The sequence below is a fragment of the Brevibacterium sp. XM4083 genome (assembly GCF_006489205.2).
In the GTDB taxonomy this organism is placed as follows: Bacteria; Actinomycetota; Actinomycetes; order Actinomycetales; family Brevibacteriaceae; genus Brevibacterium.
Window position 1 is genome coordinate 531,238 of sequence record NZ_VFYR02000003.1, and the last position, 16,329, is coordinate 547,566.

The following is a 16,329-nucleotide window of genomic DNA, read 5'->3' on the forward strand; positions in this document are numbered from 1 at the left end:
GTTCTGTCTGCATCTCCGACGCTACGGACGTCATCTCGGACACTCCATGCCCGGACAGCCGCACTTCTTGCTCGATCGTCCGAACAGACCGGTTGATCGAACCGAGCCCTGGTCGCGGCGAACGCGCTGTGACACGATGCCGACATGATGAGCTCACGGGAGACGCCGGCACCGCGGAGACGATCGGCGGCCGGTCGGGCTGTCGAGGCGCCCGGCGGCGAGGATCGGCTGGCCCGGGTGCTCGGCACCCTGCGGATGCGCTCGACGTTCTGCTGCCACGCCGAGTTCGGTGACCCTTGGTCGCTCGAGATGCCGGCGATCGCCGACTCCGTGAGCTTCCATGTCCTCATCGCCGGTTCGTGCTGGCTGCGCCTGCCCGGGGAGGAGCCCGTCGAGCTCGCCGCCGGTGACCTCGCGCTCGTCCCGCACGGGCGCGGTCACGATCTCCTCAGCGATCCCACAGCTCCGCGCGGACCGCGCGTCGATCTCCTGCCGCAGGACTACCTCGGCGAGAGCTACTCCGTCCTCCGGTACGGGGGCACGGGCCCGACGACGCGGCTGATCTGCGGAGTCGTCGGTTTCGATGATCCCGCCGCCCGGCAGCTCGTCCGCAGCCTGCCGGTGATCCTGCGGGTCAGCGGGGATGAGGCCGGGGTCGCCTCCTCGGTGCGCGACACCCTGCGGCTCATCGCCGCCGAACTCGCGCATCCGCAGCCGGGAGCGGAGACCGTGGCGACGCGGTTGGCCGACGTCCTCGTCGTCCAGGCGATCCGGTCGTGGATGAACTCCGACGCCGAGGCGAGCGCGGGCTGGCTGCGATCCCTGCGGGACGAGCGCATCGGCCGGGTCATCGAGGCCATCCATGACGCCCCCGGTGAGGAGTGGACGCTCGAGCGCCTCGCACGGGTCGCGGGGATGTCGCGGTCCTCATTCAACGCCCGCTTCACCGATCTCGTCGGCGAGGCCCCGATCGCGTACCTCACGCGATGGCGGATGGCCATCGCCCAGTCGCGGCTGCGGGACACCGAGGTCACGGCAGCGAAGCTCGCCGGCGAGCTCGGCTACCGTTCGGAGGCCGCGTTCAACCGCGCGTTCACCCGCCTCGTCGGGACGACCCCGGGCGCGGTGCGGAGGCAGAGCGGCCCCGCGGGATTGGACGTTCCGGGACAGGCAGGGGGCGGGCATGCGAAGAGCCCCTCACCTGACCCTGATCGGGCCGGTAAGGGGCTCTCGTCCGCTGGTGCGCGAGGGGGGACTTGAACCCCCACGACCTTGCGATCACTGGCACCTGAAGCCAGCGCGTCTACCAATTCCGCCACTCGCGCGAACAAGAGAAGACTTTATCATCGCCGCGCGGATTTCAAGAAACCCAGAGGGCCCGAGAACCCGCGAAATCAAGCGAAAACAGCCGAAATCGCCGCAGAAACCACCGAAAAGTGGCGACCTTCACACTTTCGCCGTTCTTCCGGCACCGTACCGACCATTCCACCGGCTCGCCTGAGTCCCGGTTCAACCACCCCGCCGATGCCCCGCCGGCACCCATCGGCATCGCTCCCGCCACCGCACAGCTGCGGCCCGTTGCCGACACCGTCCCCAATACGCTCCCGCACCCCACCGCCGCCCTCGGCTCCCCGTCACCGACGGGCTGCTCAACGTGTCCTGCCAGGCTGAACGCACACAGTGAATCCCCGCCGAGGTGCGCCCCGAGATCGCGCAGGACGTGAGATGAGAGCGCCTCCGCGTTAGGATTGGGTGTTGGTGTACCCGAAACGGCGCCTCGCGCCGGATACGGTCACGCCCACGCGAAAGAGCAGTGCAGACCATGTGCCCACGTTCTGGCCGACCGCCCGAACACGAGACAGACGATGCCGAACCGGAGGAGGTGCCATGGGAATTCTCGATCGCTTCGAGAAGGGACTGGAGAACGTCGTCAACGGCGCCTTCGCGAAGGCCTTCCGCTCCCAGGTCGAACCCGTCGAACTCGGCGGGGCCCTTCGTCGCGAAGCCGACAACAAGGCGGCCGTCGTCTCCCGCGGGCGCACCCTGACCGCGAACCACTACACGATCGAGCTCTCCCCCGCCGACTTCGAGCGCCTCTCCGGCATCGAGACCGAACTGCGGGCCGATCTCCGGCAGGTCATCGGCGACCACGCGATCGAGCAGGCGTACAGCTTCGTCGGGCCGGTCTCCGTCGACTTCGTCGAAGCCGACGACCTCGACACGGGCATGTACCGCGTCGTCTCGAGCACCCAGCGTCCCGACGGGTCTCCGGCGGCGCAGCCGGCCAACCGCGGCGGCTACGATCCGGTCTCCCGCTCCCACAACATCGTCGAACCGGCCCCGGCGTCGACCTCCCGTCCCGTGCCGCAGCGCCAGGCCGCACCTCGGCGCTCGAGTGAGCCGGCACGGTCGTCGACCCCGATCCGCCAGGCCGCCCCGGCCCGGCAGCGCACGATCGAGGCGAGCGTCGACATCAACGGACAGACCTACCCCCTGCGTCAGGGCAGCAACGTCTTCGGACGCTCATCGAACAGCTCGGACTTCGTCATCGACGACCCCGGTGTCTCGCGCCGCCACTTCGAGATCGTCGTCGAGGGCGACCATGCCGTCGCCAACGACCTCGGCTCGACGAACGGCACGCTGCTCCACGGACGCAAACTGACCTCCGCCAACCTCAGCAACGGTGATGTGCTCACGGCAGGCGACGCCGATGTGCGCTACACCGAACAGGACTCTCTGTGAGCGAATTCACCGTCACCGTCTTCCGGTTCGCGTTCTTCGTCATCCTCTGGCTCTTCGTCTTCGGGGTGGCAGGCGTGCTCAGGCGGGACATCTTCGGCGCACGGCGCGGGCCACGCAAGGCGAAGAAGAACAAGGCCGCGCGGGGCTCCTCGCGCCAGTCCGCTCCCGCCCAGAACCAGCAGACCCAGAACCAGCAGGCCCAGCCCGCACCGGTGCCCTCGCGTCCGGCACCCCGGGCGAATCCCGGCTCGATCCGGGTCACGGCCGGTCCGATGGCCGGCACCTCGCTCATCCTCTCCGGGGCACCCGTGACCTTCGGGCGCGCGCCGGACAACACGATCGTCATCGACGACGACTTCGCCTCGAGCCACCATGCCCGGATCATCGCGAGGAACGGCGCCTGGGTGCTCGAGGACCTCAGCTCGACGAACGGCACGTTCGTCGACGGTTCGCGCATCACCGCCCCGTTCGACCTGGGCATCGGCACTCAGATCACCATCGGACATACGACGTTGGAGACCCAATCGTGACGACCGACGGAACGATCACCCTTCGCTCCGCAGCCCGGTCTCACACCGGGCTCGTGCGCAAGAACAACCAGGACTCGGGGTACGCGGGCCCCAACTTCCTCCTCATCGCCGACGGCATGGGCGGGCACGCCGGCGGTGACGTCGCCTCGGCGATCACCGTCTCCCGCCTCGCCGAACTCGACCGTGAGACCGGAGGCGAGGACGCCCTCGAGATCCTCCGCACCTCGATCCTCGACGCCAACGATCGCATCTGCCGCGGCGTCGCCGAACAGCCCGAACTCGCCGGCATGGGCACGACCGTCACCGCTCTCCTGCGCGCGCCGGGCAACCGCTTCGCGCTCGCCCACATCGGCGACTCCCGCGGATACGTCTACCGCGACGGCGAACTCCACGCCGTCACCCACGACCACACCTTCGTCCAGATGCTCGTCGACGAGGGCCGCATCACCGCCGAGGAAGCCGACACCCACCCCCAGCGCTCCGTCGTCATGAAGGTCCTCGGCGACGTCGGCACGTCCCCTGACCTCGACCTCTCCCTGCGCGAGGCCCACGTCGGCGACCGCTGGCTGCTCTGCTCCGACGGTCTCACCGGGTTCGCCGACATCGGCGACATCACCCGGGTCCTCGCCGAGGTGGCCGACCCCGACGAGGCCTGCCGCCAGCTCATCGACCTCGCTCTGGCCGGGGGCGGAGCCGACAACGTCACCGTCGTCATCGGCGACGTCATCGAGGGCACCGTCGAGACCGCCCAGGGCAAATCCGTGGGCTCCGTCCACCTCAACCCGCAGTACGCGACGATCGGCACCCGCCCGGAGGGCGACGGCGCGACCGCCCAGCACGACTTCGCGAACACCGACGTCCCCACCGACACCGTGCCCCTGCAGACCGTGACCGATGCCGGGTCCGGTGATTCCGGGCAGGAACCCACCGCCGAGGTGCCCGCCGGGTCCGTGCGGACGCTGACCGAGGACGAGACCGAGGATGCGGCCGAGTCCGATGAGGACGACGAGCCTGAGGACGTCGAGAAGCGCTCCTACCTCGGGTGGATCATCGCCGCCATCGTCATCATCGCACTCGCCGTGGCCGGCTTCTTCGCCTACAACTACATCAACAACCACTACTACCTGACGAACGAGAACGGCCAGGTCACGCTCTACCGCGGGCTCGACACGACACTCGGCCCCATCGAGCTCAGCCGCCTCGAGGACACCACCGACATCCAGGTCGACGCGCTCAACAGCTTCTCCCAGGACCGGCTGCGCAGCTCGATCCAGGCCGACTCCCGCGAAGAGGCGGACCGGATCATCGACAATCTCCGCCGGGAGGCCGAGAGCGCCGGCACCGTCTCCGGCAACGCCGAGGATGCGACCGCGCCGAGCGATCCGGCCCCGTCCCCGCCCAACGGGCAGAGCGCCGAACCCAGTGACGCGATCACTCAGGAGTCGCAGTGATGTCAGACTCCGTCTCCCAGGCAGCCCGGCCCAGGCCCTACCGCCTGGCCGAGCTCGGGCTCATCATCCTGGCGATCGTCGCCTCGACGAGTGCCTACGCGCTCGTCGGGCTCGGCGTCGACGATGCCATGCCGACCGACATCTACGGGTACATGGCGTGGCTGACGGCTCTCGCCCTCCTCATCCACATCGTCGTGTGGTGGAAGGCGAAGTACGCCGATCCCGTCCTCGTGCCCATCGCCGTCCTCCTCAACGGCCTCGGCCTGGCGATGATCCACCGCGTCGACCTCGGTCGCGTGGAGTTCCTCGACAGCGCCACCCAGCAGCTCATCTGGATGACGCTCGGCGTGGGGCTCGCGATCACCGTGCTCATCGTCCTCCGCGACCACCGCTGGCTGCGCCGCTACACCTACGTCTCGGGCTTCCTCGCGCTCTTCTTCCTCCTGCTGCCCCTCATCCCGGGCCTCGGCAGGACGATCAACGGCGCCCGCATCTGGATCGGCATCGGACCGCTGTCGTTCCAGCCCGGTGAGATCGCGAAGATCCTCCTCGCGATCTTCTTCGCCGGCTACCTCGTCGCCTACCGCGACCAGCTCGTGCTCGCAGGCCCGAAGATCCTCGGCATTCGCTTCCCCCGGCTGCGCGACTTCGGCCCCATCGTCATCGCGTGGATCGCCAGCGTCGGCGTCCTCGTCTTCGAACGCGACCTCGGCACCTCCCTCCTCTTCTTCGGCCTCTTCGTCGCCATGCTCTACGTCGCGACCTCGAAGGTCTCGTGGATCATCATCGGCATGTCCTTCTTCGCCGCCGGCGCCGTCCTCGCGACCCTGCTCTTCTCCCACGTCCAGCAGCGCATCGACGGTTGGCTCAATGCGCTCACCGCTGAGGAGTACAACAAGACGCCGGGCGGGTCCTACCAGCTCGTCCAGGGTCTGTTCGGGATGGCCAACGGCGGTCTCGTCGGCACCGGGCTCGGCGAGGGACGCCCGAACATGGTCCCCTATGCGGAATCCGACTTCATCTACGCGAGCTTCGGCGAGGAGCTCGGCATGGCCGGCCTCTTCGTCATCCTGCTCTGCTACCTCCTCATCTTCGAACGCGGCATCAGGACCGCGCAGAAGCTGCGCGACGGCTTCGGCACCCTGCTCGCCGCGGGGCTCTCGTTCACGATCGCCCTCCAGGTCTTCGTCGTCGTCGGCGGCGTCACCCGCCTCATCCCGCTCACCGGTCTGACCACGCCGTTCCTCGCTCAGGGCGGATCGTCCCTCGTCGCGAACTGGGTGATCATCGCCCTCCTGCTGCGGATGTCGGACAATGCCCGCCGCCCGGTCGACGAATTCCACACCGGCGTCCTCAAGATCACCGAGGACCCCGACTCCACGACCGCCTCGGCGCGCCGCCGGAAGAAGTCCGCCGACGACAGCGACCGGACCGACGCTGAACACCGGAACAGCCCCAGCGACCGGACCAGCTCCGATGAGTCGCCGACGACGGTCCACGCGACGACGCCCGCCGACGAGGCGGTCACCACGAACCTCAGCACCCGGCGCCCCAGCGGCCCCGACCAGCGCCCGACCGACGAGCCCACCCAGGGAGGAGACCGATGAAGAAGTCGCTCACGCACATCGGAGTCGTCGGCTTCGTCATGTTCGCCCTGCTCTTCGGCTCGACGAGCTGGGTGCAGTTCGTCACCGCCGACTCCCTCAACGCCAACCCGCTCAACAACCGGCAGATCCTCGATCAGCTCTCCCGCGACCGGGGACCGATCCTCGTCGACGGCACGCCGATCGCCTACTCCGAACCCGTCGACGACCGCTACCGGTTCCAGCGCCAGTACGGCTCGGACGGCCTCGATCCCCGCGCGTACGCGTCGATGACCGGGTACTACTCGATCGTCTCCGGTGCCTCGGGCATGGAGCGCGCCGCCGGTGACTACCTCTCCGGTGACTCCGACGCCCTCTTCTACGACAAGGTCGGCAGCTTCTTCACCGGGGAGCAGCCGCGCGGTGCCGCGGTCGAGCTCACCGTCGACCCCGACGTCCAGCAGGCGGCCTGGGACGGTCTCGGCAACCAGACCGGCGCGGCGGTCGCGCTCGACCCGAAGACCGGGAAGATCCTCGCGATGGCCTCGACGCCGGGCTGGGACCCCAACCCGATCGCCAGCCACAACCCGGACGAGGCGCGCGCGGCGTTCGAGCAGCTCAACAACGACCCGGAGAACCCGGCCTACAACCGCGCGATCGGCGGCAACCTCTACCCGCCCGGCTCGACCTTCAAGGTCCTCGTCGCGGCCGCCGCCCTCGAATCGGGCGACTACACGCCGGATTCGCGGCTCAACGGCCCGGCCACCCTCGATCTGCCGCAGACGACGGCGACGATCAGCAACTCCCACGCCGGGGCCTGCCGCAGCGGCGGTCGCCCCACCCTTGCGGAGTCGCTCGCTGAATCGTGCAACACGTCCTTCGCCTCCCTCGGCATGGATCTCGGTGAGGACGCGATCGCCGAGCAGGCCGCGAAGTTCGGCTTCGGCCAGGACCTCTCGATCCCGCTCACCGTGACCCCCTCGACGTTCCCCTCCGACCTCAACCCGCCGCAGCTCGCGCAGTCCTCGCTCGGCCAGTTCGAGGTCCGCTCGACGCCGATGCAGATGGCGATGATGACCGCGGGCATCGCCAACGACGGCAAGATGATGAAGCCGGAGCTCGTCAACCGCGTGCTCAACGCGAACACCCTCGAGCCGATCACGGAGACGAGGCCCACAGAGCTCTCGCGTCCCGTCTCCGGGCAGACGGCCGAAGAGCTCAACACGATGATGCAGGGCGTCGTCACCGACGGCACCGCCTCGGTGGCCCAGATCCCCGGCGTCCAGGTCGCGGCGAAGACGGGCACCGCCCAGCACGCGCAGGGCGCGGCCCCGCACGCGTGGTTCATCTCCTTCGCCCCTGCCGACGACCCGCAGATCGCGGTCGCGGTCGTCGTCGAGAACGGCGGCAACGCCGGCAATGAAGCTTACGGAGCGACGGTCGCAGGACCGATCGCCAAGGACATGATGGAAGCGGTGGTCGACAAATGAGGCCGAGTGAAGGCACTCAGCTGGGGAACCGGTACACCCTGACCTCGCGGATCGCCGTGGGCGGCATGGGCGAGGTGTGGAAGGGCGTCGACTCCGTGCTCGGACGCGAGGTCGCCGCGAAGATCCTCAAGGACGAATACCTCTCGGACTCGACGTTCCTCGCCCGCTTCCGCGCCGAGGCGCAGAACATGGGCCGCGTCTCCGATCCCGGCATCGCCGGCGTCTACGACTACGGCGACGAGGACGGCTCGCCCTACCTCGTCATGGAGTACGTGCCCGGCGAACCCCTGTCGACGATCATCGAACGCAGCGCCCCGCTGTCCGAGGAGGACACGCTGAGCATCGTCGCGCAGGCCGCGCAGGCGCTCGGCGCCGCCCACAAGGTCGGTGTCGTCCACCGCGACATCAAGCCCGGCAACATCCTCATGACCCCGGACTTCCGGGTCAAGATCACCGACTTCGGCATCGCCCGGGTCACCGACCAGGCGCCGCTGACGAAGACCGGTCAGGTCATGGGCACCGCCCAGTACCTCGCCCCCGAACAGGCCACCGGCAAGGGCTCGGGTCCCGGATCCGACCTCTACGCGCTCGGCATCATCGCCTACGAGGCCCTCGCCGGCCAGCGTCCCTTCACCGGGGACTCGCAGGTCGCGATCGCGATCGCCCAGGTCAACCAGCAGCACCCGCCGCTGCCGGACACGGTCTCCGAGCCGATGCGCCGGTTCGTCGACTCCCTGCTCGAGAAGAAGCCCGAACGTCGACCCGACGACGCGATGGCCGTGGCGAAGGCCGCCGAGGCGCTGGCCGTGGGCAACGTCGCCGCCGCCGAGGCCGCGCTGCCGCAGATGCGCCACGGCAATGCCGCGTCCGAGGCGCTCACGCAGGTCTTCAACGACCCCGACCCGGTGCCCTCGACGCAGGTCATGCCGACCACCTCGAGCAACGATGCGACCCGCGTCTACAGCGCCGATCAGCAGCCCGGCTACGGACCGCCCGCGGGAACCGGCTACAACCAGGCCGTCGCCGCAGGCGACCCGAACGATCCCAACGGCACCGACGACGAGCTGGAGAAGAAGCAGTCGAAGAAGGGGAGGATCCTCATCTGGGTCCTCGCGATCCTCGCGCTCATCGCCGTCGGGTCCCTCCTCTGGTACTTCCTCGGGCAGAACGGCGAAGAGCCGGCTCCCGCCCCGTCGACGAGTGCGACGACCTCGCAGGCGCCGCAGGAGATCGAGATCGACCCGAATGACTACATCGGCCAGTCCGAGTCCTCGGCGACGCAGAACCTCGAACGTCAGGGCCTCCAGGTCGACACTCAGACGGTCGACTCGAACCGGTCTGAGGGCACCGTCGCCGAGGTCGGCGAGGCCGACGGCGGCGGCTACACGTTCGAAGAGGGCGACACCGTCACTCTCTACATCTCCTCAGGACCGGCCGAGGAGCCGGCCCCCGAGCCGACGCGGACGTCACGGCCGAGCGAACCGAGCAGCGACTCCGGATCGAATTCGAGCTCGGGCAGCGGGTCGGACTCGGGCTCATCGTCCGACTCCGGGTCGAATTCGGGATCCTCGTCGACCTCGGACAGCGGGTCGTCGTCGAGCTCCGACAGCGGGTCCTCTTCGGATTCGAACTCCGGTTCGTCCTCGGAGTCGGGCTCGGAGAGCGGATCGTCAGCGAATTCCGACAGCGGAGCGAGCTCGAATCCCGGGTCGAACCCGAACGGCGGAGCGAACTCCAACGGCAACAACGGAAACGGCACGAACGCGACCACGGACTCCAGCGGAGACGAGGGTTAGCCGCCGAGGCGACTGGGACATGGGACGAGCGAAGAATAGTAATCTTGAGGAACTGCCCGGACTGCTCAACGCGTCCGGGTGACATACGCGGAGGAAGTACATGACTGAGCCCAAGGTGCTGTCGGAGAGGTACGAAGTCCGTGCCCTCCTCGGCCGTGGGGGCATGGCAGAGGTGCACGAGGGCGTCGACACCCGTCTGGGTCGACGCATCGCGATCAAGCTTCTGCGGTCCGATCTTGCGCGCGACCCCTCCTTCCACACGCGACTCAAGCGCGAAGCGCAGTCCGCTGCCGGTCTCAACCATCCCGGCATCGTCGCCGTCTACGACTCCGGTGAGGAGGACTTCGTCGAATCCGGCGGCTCGAGCGTCTCCGTGCCCTTCATCGTCATGGAGTACGTCGAGGGTCAGACCCTGCGCGAGGTCCTCAACGAACACGGCACGCTCACCGTCGACGAGGCGCTCAACGTCATCGCCGGGGTCCTCGCTCCGCTCGAGTACTCCCACCGCAACGGCATCGTCCACCGCGACATCAAGCCCGCGAACGTCATGCTCACTCCCGACGGCGACATCAAGGTGATGGACTTCGGCATCGCCCGTGCGCTCAAGGACAACAGCGGCCTGACCCAGACCCAGTCGGTCGTCGGCACCGCACAGTACCTCTCCCCCGAGCAGGCCCGCGGCGAGGTCGTCGACGCCCGGTCCGACCTCTACTCGACCGCGTGCCTCCTCTACGAACTGCTCGCCGGACGGCCCCCGTTCGTCGGCGACTCCCAGCTCGCCGTGGCGTATCAGCATGTCGGTGAGACGCCGCAGCCGCCGAGCTTCTACAACCCCGAGGTGCCCCCGGAGGTCGATCGGCTCGTCCTCCACGCCCTGAAGAAGGATCGCGACGAGCGCTACCAGGACGCCTACACGTTCCGAGAAGACGTCCTCGCCGCGCGCGACGGCCGACCGCTGAGCATCGACGGCGACCTCGATCGCACGCAGGCGTTCGCCGCGGCCGGTGGGGCCGGAATGATGGGTCCGCCGCCGGCGACGCAGGCCTACCCGCTCGACGCCGAGGCGGCTCCCGAGACCGGTCCGGTCTCCCAGATCATGACCCGGCAGGAGCAGCAGCCGGTGAAGAAGCGCTCGAAGGCGTGGATCTGGATCGGCAGCATCTTCGTCCTCCTCGCCCTCGCGGCCGTCGCTCTGTGGGTGTACGAGATCAACAAGCCCGAACCGATCGTCCAGGTCCAGGTCGCCGACGTCGCAGGCATGGATGCCGATGCCGCCGAGGCGCAGCTGCGCAATCAGGGATTCGACGTCACGACGGAGGAGACGTACAACGCCGACGTCGATGAGGGCAGTGCGATCTCGACGGATCCGGCCGCCGGCCAGAGCATCCCGGAGAACAGCACCGTCAAACTCGTCGTCTCCCTGGGGCCCGAAAATGTCACCGTTCCCGAGGTCGCGGGCAAGACCGAGGAGGAGGCGAGGAAGATCCTCAACGATGCGAAACTCCAGGCGGGCACCCACATCTCCCAGAACTCACCGGATGTGAAGAAGGGCGTCGTCATCGAGACGAAGCCCGGCGAGGGCGAGAAGGTCGATGTCGACTCGAACGTCGATCTCGTCGTGTCCTCGGGACTCGTCAAGGTGCCCGATGTCCTCGGGCAGACGCAGGAGGAGGCCTGCAGCACCCTGTCCGGCGACGACTACAAGCTCCAGTGCAAGGTCGAAGAGGTCGAGACCGCCGATCAGGAGGAGGGCAAGGTCTTCGAGCAGTCGACCCCGGGCGGCTCCGATGTCGCGCAGGATTCGGAGATCACCATCCGCGTGGCCAAGAAGCCGCCGGAGCCGTCCCCGACGATCCCGTCGATCCCCGGCGGCATCCCGACTGCACCGTCACCGACCGACAGCCCCGATGGCAGCGGCGGGGACAACGGCAACGGCGGCGGCACGTCGAACGACGGTGCCGTCGGCGGCGGCAGCTCGTGGTTCGACGACTGGGCCGACGCCAGGGGCAACGGCGACTGAGCTCTCAGCCGAAGAGGGTGTTCAGCCGCCGTGGGGCGCTCAGCCGAGCGTGACGAAGAGGTCCGTGCGCAGGTCCGCCGGGTCCATGTCCGGTCTCGGTTCGGTGACGTAGACCTCGAAGAACGGCATGTCCGGGTGATGGCCGGCGGCGACGAGACCCTGCATGTGGGCATTCCACGCTTCGGCGAGACCGTCGAATCCGCCGAGGTGGGAGATCGCTCCGACCGATCCGCCGGGCAGTTCGGCGGGGATCGCGGTGAGGTCGTCGCCGAGCTCGAGCGCCTGACTCAGACCCGTGGCCACGGGGATGCCCACCTGGATGTCGACGGTGTCCGTGGGCGGACGCGTGTAGAGGGAGAACGCCGGTCCCGCGGGCTCGACCCCCGCCTCGGCGAGTGCGGGGAAGAGCCGGGAGTACACGGCGTCGAAGAGGGCCGGCAGCTCGCTCATCGGATGGTTCTGGGCTTCGACGACGACCGTGGGCACGGGCTGGGCCTCGAAGACGGTGAGTTCGCGATACGGCTCGGTCGGGAAGTAACTCGGCTCTTCCATGGGATGTCCTCTCACTGGATCCTCTGAGTTGATCCTAAGCGCTTGAGCCCGGGAGGCGGAAGTGCCGCTCAGGCCGAGGGAGCGGAGATCGCCGAGGCGAGCGGAGACATCGCAGCGGCGCGGGCGGCCGCACCGGACAGTCCGCAGACCTCGAGCCAGTTGCCGAGCATGAGGTAGCCCGATTCCGTGAGGACGGACTCCGGGTGGAACTGGACGCCGTAGAGGGGTGCGCTGCGGTGCTCGATGGCCATGACGACGTCGTCGGCGGTGCGCGCGGTGACGGCGAAGGTCTCGAGGTCGATCGTCTCGTCGACGATCGCGAGCGAGTGGTACCGGGTCACCGTCAGCGGCGAGGGGCAGCCGGCGAAGATGCCCTCCCCGTCGTGGGTGATGACCGAGGTCTTGCCGTGCATGAGGACCGGCGAATGCGTCACCGTCGCCCCGAAGACCTCGCCGAGGGCCTGATGCCCGAGGCACACCCCGAACAGCGGGCGGCCCGCCTCGGCGGCCCAGCGGATGAGGTCGGGGCACACCCCGGACTCCGCGGGCACACCCGGTCCCGGGGACAGCAGGATGCCGTCGTATCCGCGCGCCAGCTCCACGGCCGCCTCGGCGGACAGATCGTCATTGCGGATGACGTCGGCGCTCGCCCCGAGCTCCCGGACATAGCCGACGAGGGTGTAGACGAAGCTGTCGTAATTGTCGACGACGAGGATACGGGTCACTGCCCGCCCTCATCGGTCACGGTCGCGTTGTTGAACGGCATGTAGGGGGCGAGGGCGGGGAAGACGTACTGCATGAGCAGGTAGACGACGGCCGCGATGAGGATGAGGGCGAGAACGAGTTTGACGAACCACGGCCCGGGCAGAATCCGCCAGATCAGTCCGTACATGTCACGCTCCTCCGCTCTTGCTGACTTTGTCGTACGCCTTCGAATCCTTGATCGCGTCCGGCGGGCCCTCGCCGGCCGGGCGCCATTCGGTGAGCTCGGCGTAGGCGATGTAGCGCTCACGCGCGGAGAACATCGGGTTGCACGCGGTCAGGGTGAGGATCCGGTCCTTGCCCTTGTAGTCGGGCTGGTCGGGCACCGGGGCGAGCACCTCGACGGCATCGGGGAGGATGATGTCGAAGTTGCGGAACGTGTACGTGTAGAACCCGTCCTTCGTCTGCACGACGATCTCGTCACCGGGCTGGAGCTTCGCGATCTGGTTGAACGGCTTGCCGTAGGTGACGCGGTGGCCGGCGACGGAGAAGTTGCCGACCTCGCCGGGCATCGCGGAGTTCGGGTAGCGGCCCACACCCATGCGGTTGAGCACGGGTTCGAGGTCGACTCCCTCGGCGAGCGTCCGGTAGTAGTCGTCGCCGAAGCGCGGGATGTAGAAGATGCCGAACGCGGTGTTCTTCTCGACCGGCTCGGCCACGACGGGTTCGTCCGGATCGTCCGGCAGCTGATTGGGGTCCTGGTTCGCCCAGTCCTTCGTCAGCTGGTCGGCGAGCACCTCGTTGTCGCGGTTGGCCTCGAGGTCCGTCCACCACAGCTGCCAGACGACGAAGAGGATGAGGACGAGCCCCGCGGTGATGCAGAGTTCACCGAAGGTGCGGATCGTCCCGCGAATCGGGCCGATCGGCTGACGCTGGACCGGCTGCTTCTTCCGTCGGCCTCCGCCCGAGCCCCCGTCGCCGGGACCGCCTGGGCCGTTCGGGCCTCCGGGGCCTCCCGGACCGCCAGGACTGCCGGGTCCTGCTGCCGCGGGAGCAGCCGCTGCTGCCGCATAGCCCGCTGCTGCGTAACCCGCTCCGGGGGAGGCAGCGTTGCCGGTGGTGTCGGCGTAGGCGGGCTGGACCATCGTCGGCTGCGCACCCGTGGGCGGGTACGCCTGAGGCTGTTGCTGTGCGTGCTGCTGGGACCAGGCGGGCATCGCCTCGGTGGGCTCGGAGCGCAGCGGCGGGGCGTCGGCGCGTCCCTCCCCGGCTGCAGTGCCGGCGGCTGCTCCGACCCCGGTACCACCGGCGGCAGCAGCGGCTTCACGGCGGCGCAGTTCGCGGCGGCTCGGCAGGGGTGCGTCGTAGTTCGTGCCGGCGTTTGCAGGAGCGGTGGAATCAGCGGCGGAGGTGGAGTCTGCGGTGTTCGCCGAGGCGGCATCGATCCGGAAGGGCTGGGTCGCCGGACCCGCATCGCCCTGGCCCGTGACCGGCTCTGCGGGGTGGGTCGGCGGTGTCTGGGGAGTGGGCATCCGCCGCTGTGCGGATCGGATGGTGGGTCGCGAAGACGCTTCGTTACCCGAGGAGGAACTATTCACCACTGCTGCACCGTGCCTATGACCTTGAATCCGGGGCTCGCCCTGTGGACAAGCGGGGACACCCTAATGCACTTTATCGCATGAACACGGCGCTGTGGCGGGTTCACAGCTCACTCGAAGTCTGGGGTCAGGTTTTTCATTCAGCCCCGCCACCCGAGTAGACTGAGGGGCGATTGTCCCCGACCAGTGAATCGGTGGCCCGCCCCTGGGGTCGCTGTCGAAGGAGTACTCGTGGCCAAGTCCCATGGACGGACCTCGCGCCCTCAGCGCACCACGCGCAATGCGGCGAAAGCCAAGACGACGGCTGATGACGCCACCGTGGTCGACGAGACCGACATCGAGGTCACCGAGGTCGTCGATGCCGACGGCACCGAGACCGACGTTGTCATCGTCGACGAGGTCGAGGTCGTCGAAGACGATGCCGACGAGAAGTCCACGGCAGCTGCGAAGTCGGAGACCACCTCGGCGAAGGACGACGCGAAGGACGACGCCGAGACGGACTCCGACGAAGACGACAACGACTCCGCGACGACGGACTCGACGTCGACGGACTCGACGGCCAAGGACTCGGCGACTAAAGACACCGCTGTCTCCAAGGGCACCGCGAAGTCCGGTGCCGCGAAATCCACCGCAGCCTCCAAGGAGAAGTCGTCGGCCAAGGAGAAGTCGGCGAAGAAGGCGGGAGCGAAGCGCACGACCCGTTCGGGCAATCCGGCCAAGCGCTCACAGGGCCGCAAGACCGCGAGCTACACCTCCGAAGCCGGCCAGCAGACGATCAAGCCGAACCCGCGCTGGTTCCTCCCGGTGCTCATCGGCCTCCTGCTCATCGGCCTCATCTGGCTCGTCACGTTCTACATCACGCAGGGTGCGTTCCCTGTCGAGGCATGGGGCAACTGGAACATCCTCATCGGCTTCGCGTTCTTCGTCGCGGGCCTCATCATGTCCACGCGCTGGCGCTAGGCCACCTGCGCCCACTCACCCCTTCCTCGGCCCGCCACACGGGCCGAGGGAGGGGTTGAGTTATACCCAAGCCCGCGCACTGTCCTGTGCATAACTTTTTCCACGCCTGTGACCAGCAGAAATACACCGATGTAAGTTATCCACCGTGTGGATAACCACTGTGGACAAATCACGAATGCAGTTCAGGGCGCCGCCCCGGCAGTGGCCGTCTTCGCGATGACCACGACCGTCATGACGAGGACGAGGGCTGCCGCGACGAGCCAGAACACGAGTCCCGAGCGCTTCCGACCCACGAGCAGGGCACCGGCGCCGAGGATGAATCCGGTGACGAGGCCGCCGAAGTGCGCCTGCCACGAGACTCCCGGCACGAGGAATCCGTAGCCGAAGTTGAGGACGACGAAGAGCACGACGCCGGTGATGTTGCGGTCGAGCCGCTTCGTCGGCACGAGGAGGACGCCGATGATCGCGAACACCGCGCCGGACGCCCCGATGTTGTTCGTCACCCAGTCCCGACTCCACGGTTCGGCGAGGAGGAGGACCATGACGGAGCCGCCGATCGCGCCGAGGACGTAGACGGCGAGGAACCTCCAGTGGCCGAGCGCGCGCTCGACGAACGAGCCGAAGAAGAACAGGCCGAGCATGTTGGCCAGCAGATGGACCGGCGAGGGCTGTTCGTGGACGAGGGCGACGGTGAGCAGACGCCACGGCTGCTCGACGGTGAGCGCCGGCACGTAGCTCAACCGGTGGAGGAGATCGAGTCCGGGCAGCAGCTGGAGGAGGAACGAGAGCCCGGTGACGATCATGATCGTCGCCGTCACCGGAGGAAAGTGCAGAGAAAGGGCCCGGCCGGTTTCCCGTGCCGGGCCCTTGTCTGGTGTGCTCATGCACCCATCGTAGGGCAGATC

General features: G+C 68.2%; 14 protein-coding genes and 1 tRNA gene. 9 read left to right on the top strand and 6 right to left on the bottom strand.

The genetic code is table 11. The annotated features are described in order from the left end of the window. Window positions 1-144 precede the first annotated feature (144 nt). Window positions 145-1,260: an AraC family transcriptional regulator gene (locus FJ887_RS11720; RefSeq protein ID WP_250786225.1), complete on the top strand. Its 1,116-nt coding sequence runs from the start codon at window positions 145-147 to the stop codon at window positions 1,258-1,260. Here FJ887_RS11720 and FJ887_RS11725 read toward each other — a convergent pair. Continuing rightward, window positions 1,239-1,325, bottom strand: a tRNA-Leu gene (locus tag FJ887_RS11725). The two genes, FJ887_RS11720 and FJ887_RS11725, sit on opposite strands and share 22 nt — an antisense overlap. Before the next feature lie 562 nt (window positions 1,326-1,887). Here FJ887_RS11725 and FJ887_RS11730 point away from each other — a divergent pair. The 7 genes from FJ887_RS11730 to pknB all read left to right on the top strand — a co-directional run bounded on the left by FJ887_RS11730 (window position 1,888) and on the right by pknB (window position 11,612). Beyond that, window positions 1,888-2,742: a DUF3662 and FHA domain-containing protein gene (locus FJ887_RS11730; RefSeq protein ID WP_137824589.1), complete on the top strand. Its 855-nt coding sequence runs from the start codon at window positions 1,888-1,890 to the stop codon at window positions 2,740-2,742. Further along, window positions 2,739-3,272: an FHA domain-containing protein FhaB/FipA gene (locus tag FJ887_RS18550; protein WP_140955410.1), complete on the top strand. Its 534-nt coding sequence runs from the start codon at window positions 2,739-2,741 to the stop codon at window positions 3,270-3,272. The genes FJ887_RS11730 and FJ887_RS18550 overlap by 4 nt, the downstream gene beginning before the upstream one ends. After that, window positions 3,269-4,723, top strand: coding sequence for a PP2C family protein-serine/threonine phosphatase (locus FJ887_RS11740; RefSeq protein ID WP_140955411.1), 1,455 nt, complete (start codon window positions 3,269-3,271; stop codon window positions 4,721-4,723). Before FJ887_RS18550 ends, FJ887_RS11740 begins: the two co-directional genes overlap by 4 nt. Then, window positions 4,723-6,330 (top strand): FtsW/RodA/SpoVE family cell cycle protein, encoded by a 1,608-nt coding sequence (locus FJ887_RS11745; RefSeq protein WP_140955412.1) that lies wholly within the window; start codon window positions 4,723-4,725, stop codon window positions 6,328-6,330. Before FJ887_RS11740 ends, FJ887_RS11745 begins: the two co-directional genes overlap by 1 nt. Continuing rightward, window positions 6,327-7,796: a peptidoglycan D,D-transpeptidase FtsI family protein gene (locus FJ887_RS11750; protein WP_137824593.1), complete on the top strand. Its 1,470-nt coding sequence runs from the start codon at window positions 6,327-6,329 to the stop codon at window positions 7,794-7,796. The genes FJ887_RS11745 and FJ887_RS11750 overlap by 4 nt, the downstream gene beginning before the upstream one ends. Then, window positions 7,793-9,592: a protein kinase domain-containing protein gene (locus FJ887_RS11755; RefSeq protein WP_140955413.1), complete on the top strand. Its 1,800-nt coding sequence runs from the start codon at window positions 7,793-7,795 to the stop codon at window positions 9,590-9,592. Before FJ887_RS11750 ends, FJ887_RS11755 begins: the two co-directional genes overlap by 4 nt. 100 nt (window positions 9,593-9,692) lie before the next feature. Further along, window positions 9,693-11,612 carry a Stk1 family PASTA domain-containing Ser/Thr kinase gene (gene pknB / locus FJ887_RS11760; RefSeq protein WP_140955414.1) on the top strand — a complete coding sequence of 640 codons (1,920 nt, stop codon included), beginning with the start codon at window positions 9,693-9,695 and terminating at the stop codon, window positions 11,610-11,612. A gap of 39 nt (window positions 11,613-11,651) precedes the next feature. Here pknB and FJ887_RS11765 read toward each other — a convergent pair whose 3' ends face one another. The 4 genes from FJ887_RS11765 to FJ887_RS11780 form a co-directional block, all read right to left on the bottom strand. Next, window positions 11,652-12,164, bottom strand: a complete 513-nt coding sequence (locus FJ887_RS11765; protein ID WP_137824596.1) for a GyrI-like domain-containing protein — start codon at window positions 12,162-12,164, stop codon at window positions 11,652-11,654. A gap of 68 nt (window positions 12,165-12,232) precedes the next feature. Next, a complete protein-coding gene (locus FJ887_RS11770; RefSeq protein WP_140955415.1) occupies window positions 12,233-12,889 on the bottom strand; it encodes an anthranilate synthase component II in 657 nt (218 codons plus the stop codon). Further along, window positions 12,886-13,056 carry a hypothetical protein gene (locus FJ887_RS11775; protein ID WP_171006968.1) on the bottom strand — a complete coding sequence of 57 codons (171 nt, stop codon included), beginning with the start codon at window positions 13,054-13,056 and terminating at the stop codon, window positions 12,886-12,888. The genes FJ887_RS11770 and FJ887_RS11775 overlap by 4 nt, the downstream gene beginning before the upstream one ends. A gap of 1 nt (window position 13,057) precedes the next feature. Further along, entirely contained in the window at window positions 13,058-14,398 is a 1,341-nt protein-coding gene (locus FJ887_RS11780; RefSeq protein ID WP_137824598.1) for a class E sortase, read from the bottom strand. 297 nt (window positions 14,399-14,695) lie between these two features. Between FJ887_RS11780 and FJ887_RS11785 the strand changes: the two genes are divergently transcribed. After that, complete coding sequence (locus tag FJ887_RS11785; RefSeq protein WP_137824599.1) at window positions 14,696-15,424, top strand: cell division protein CrgA; 729 nt, start codon at window positions 14,696-14,698, stop codon at window positions 15,422-15,424. Window positions 15,425-15,606: 182 nt separating this feature from the next. Here the strand turns inward: FJ887_RS11785 and FJ887_RS11790 are convergent, their stop codons facing one another. After that, complete coding sequence (locus tag FJ887_RS11790; RefSeq protein WP_171006969.1) at window positions 15,607-16,308, bottom strand: rhomboid family intramembrane serine protease; 702 nt, start codon at window positions 16,306-16,308, stop codon at window positions 15,607-15,609. Between the last annotated feature and the right edge of the window lie 21 nt (window positions 16,309-16,329).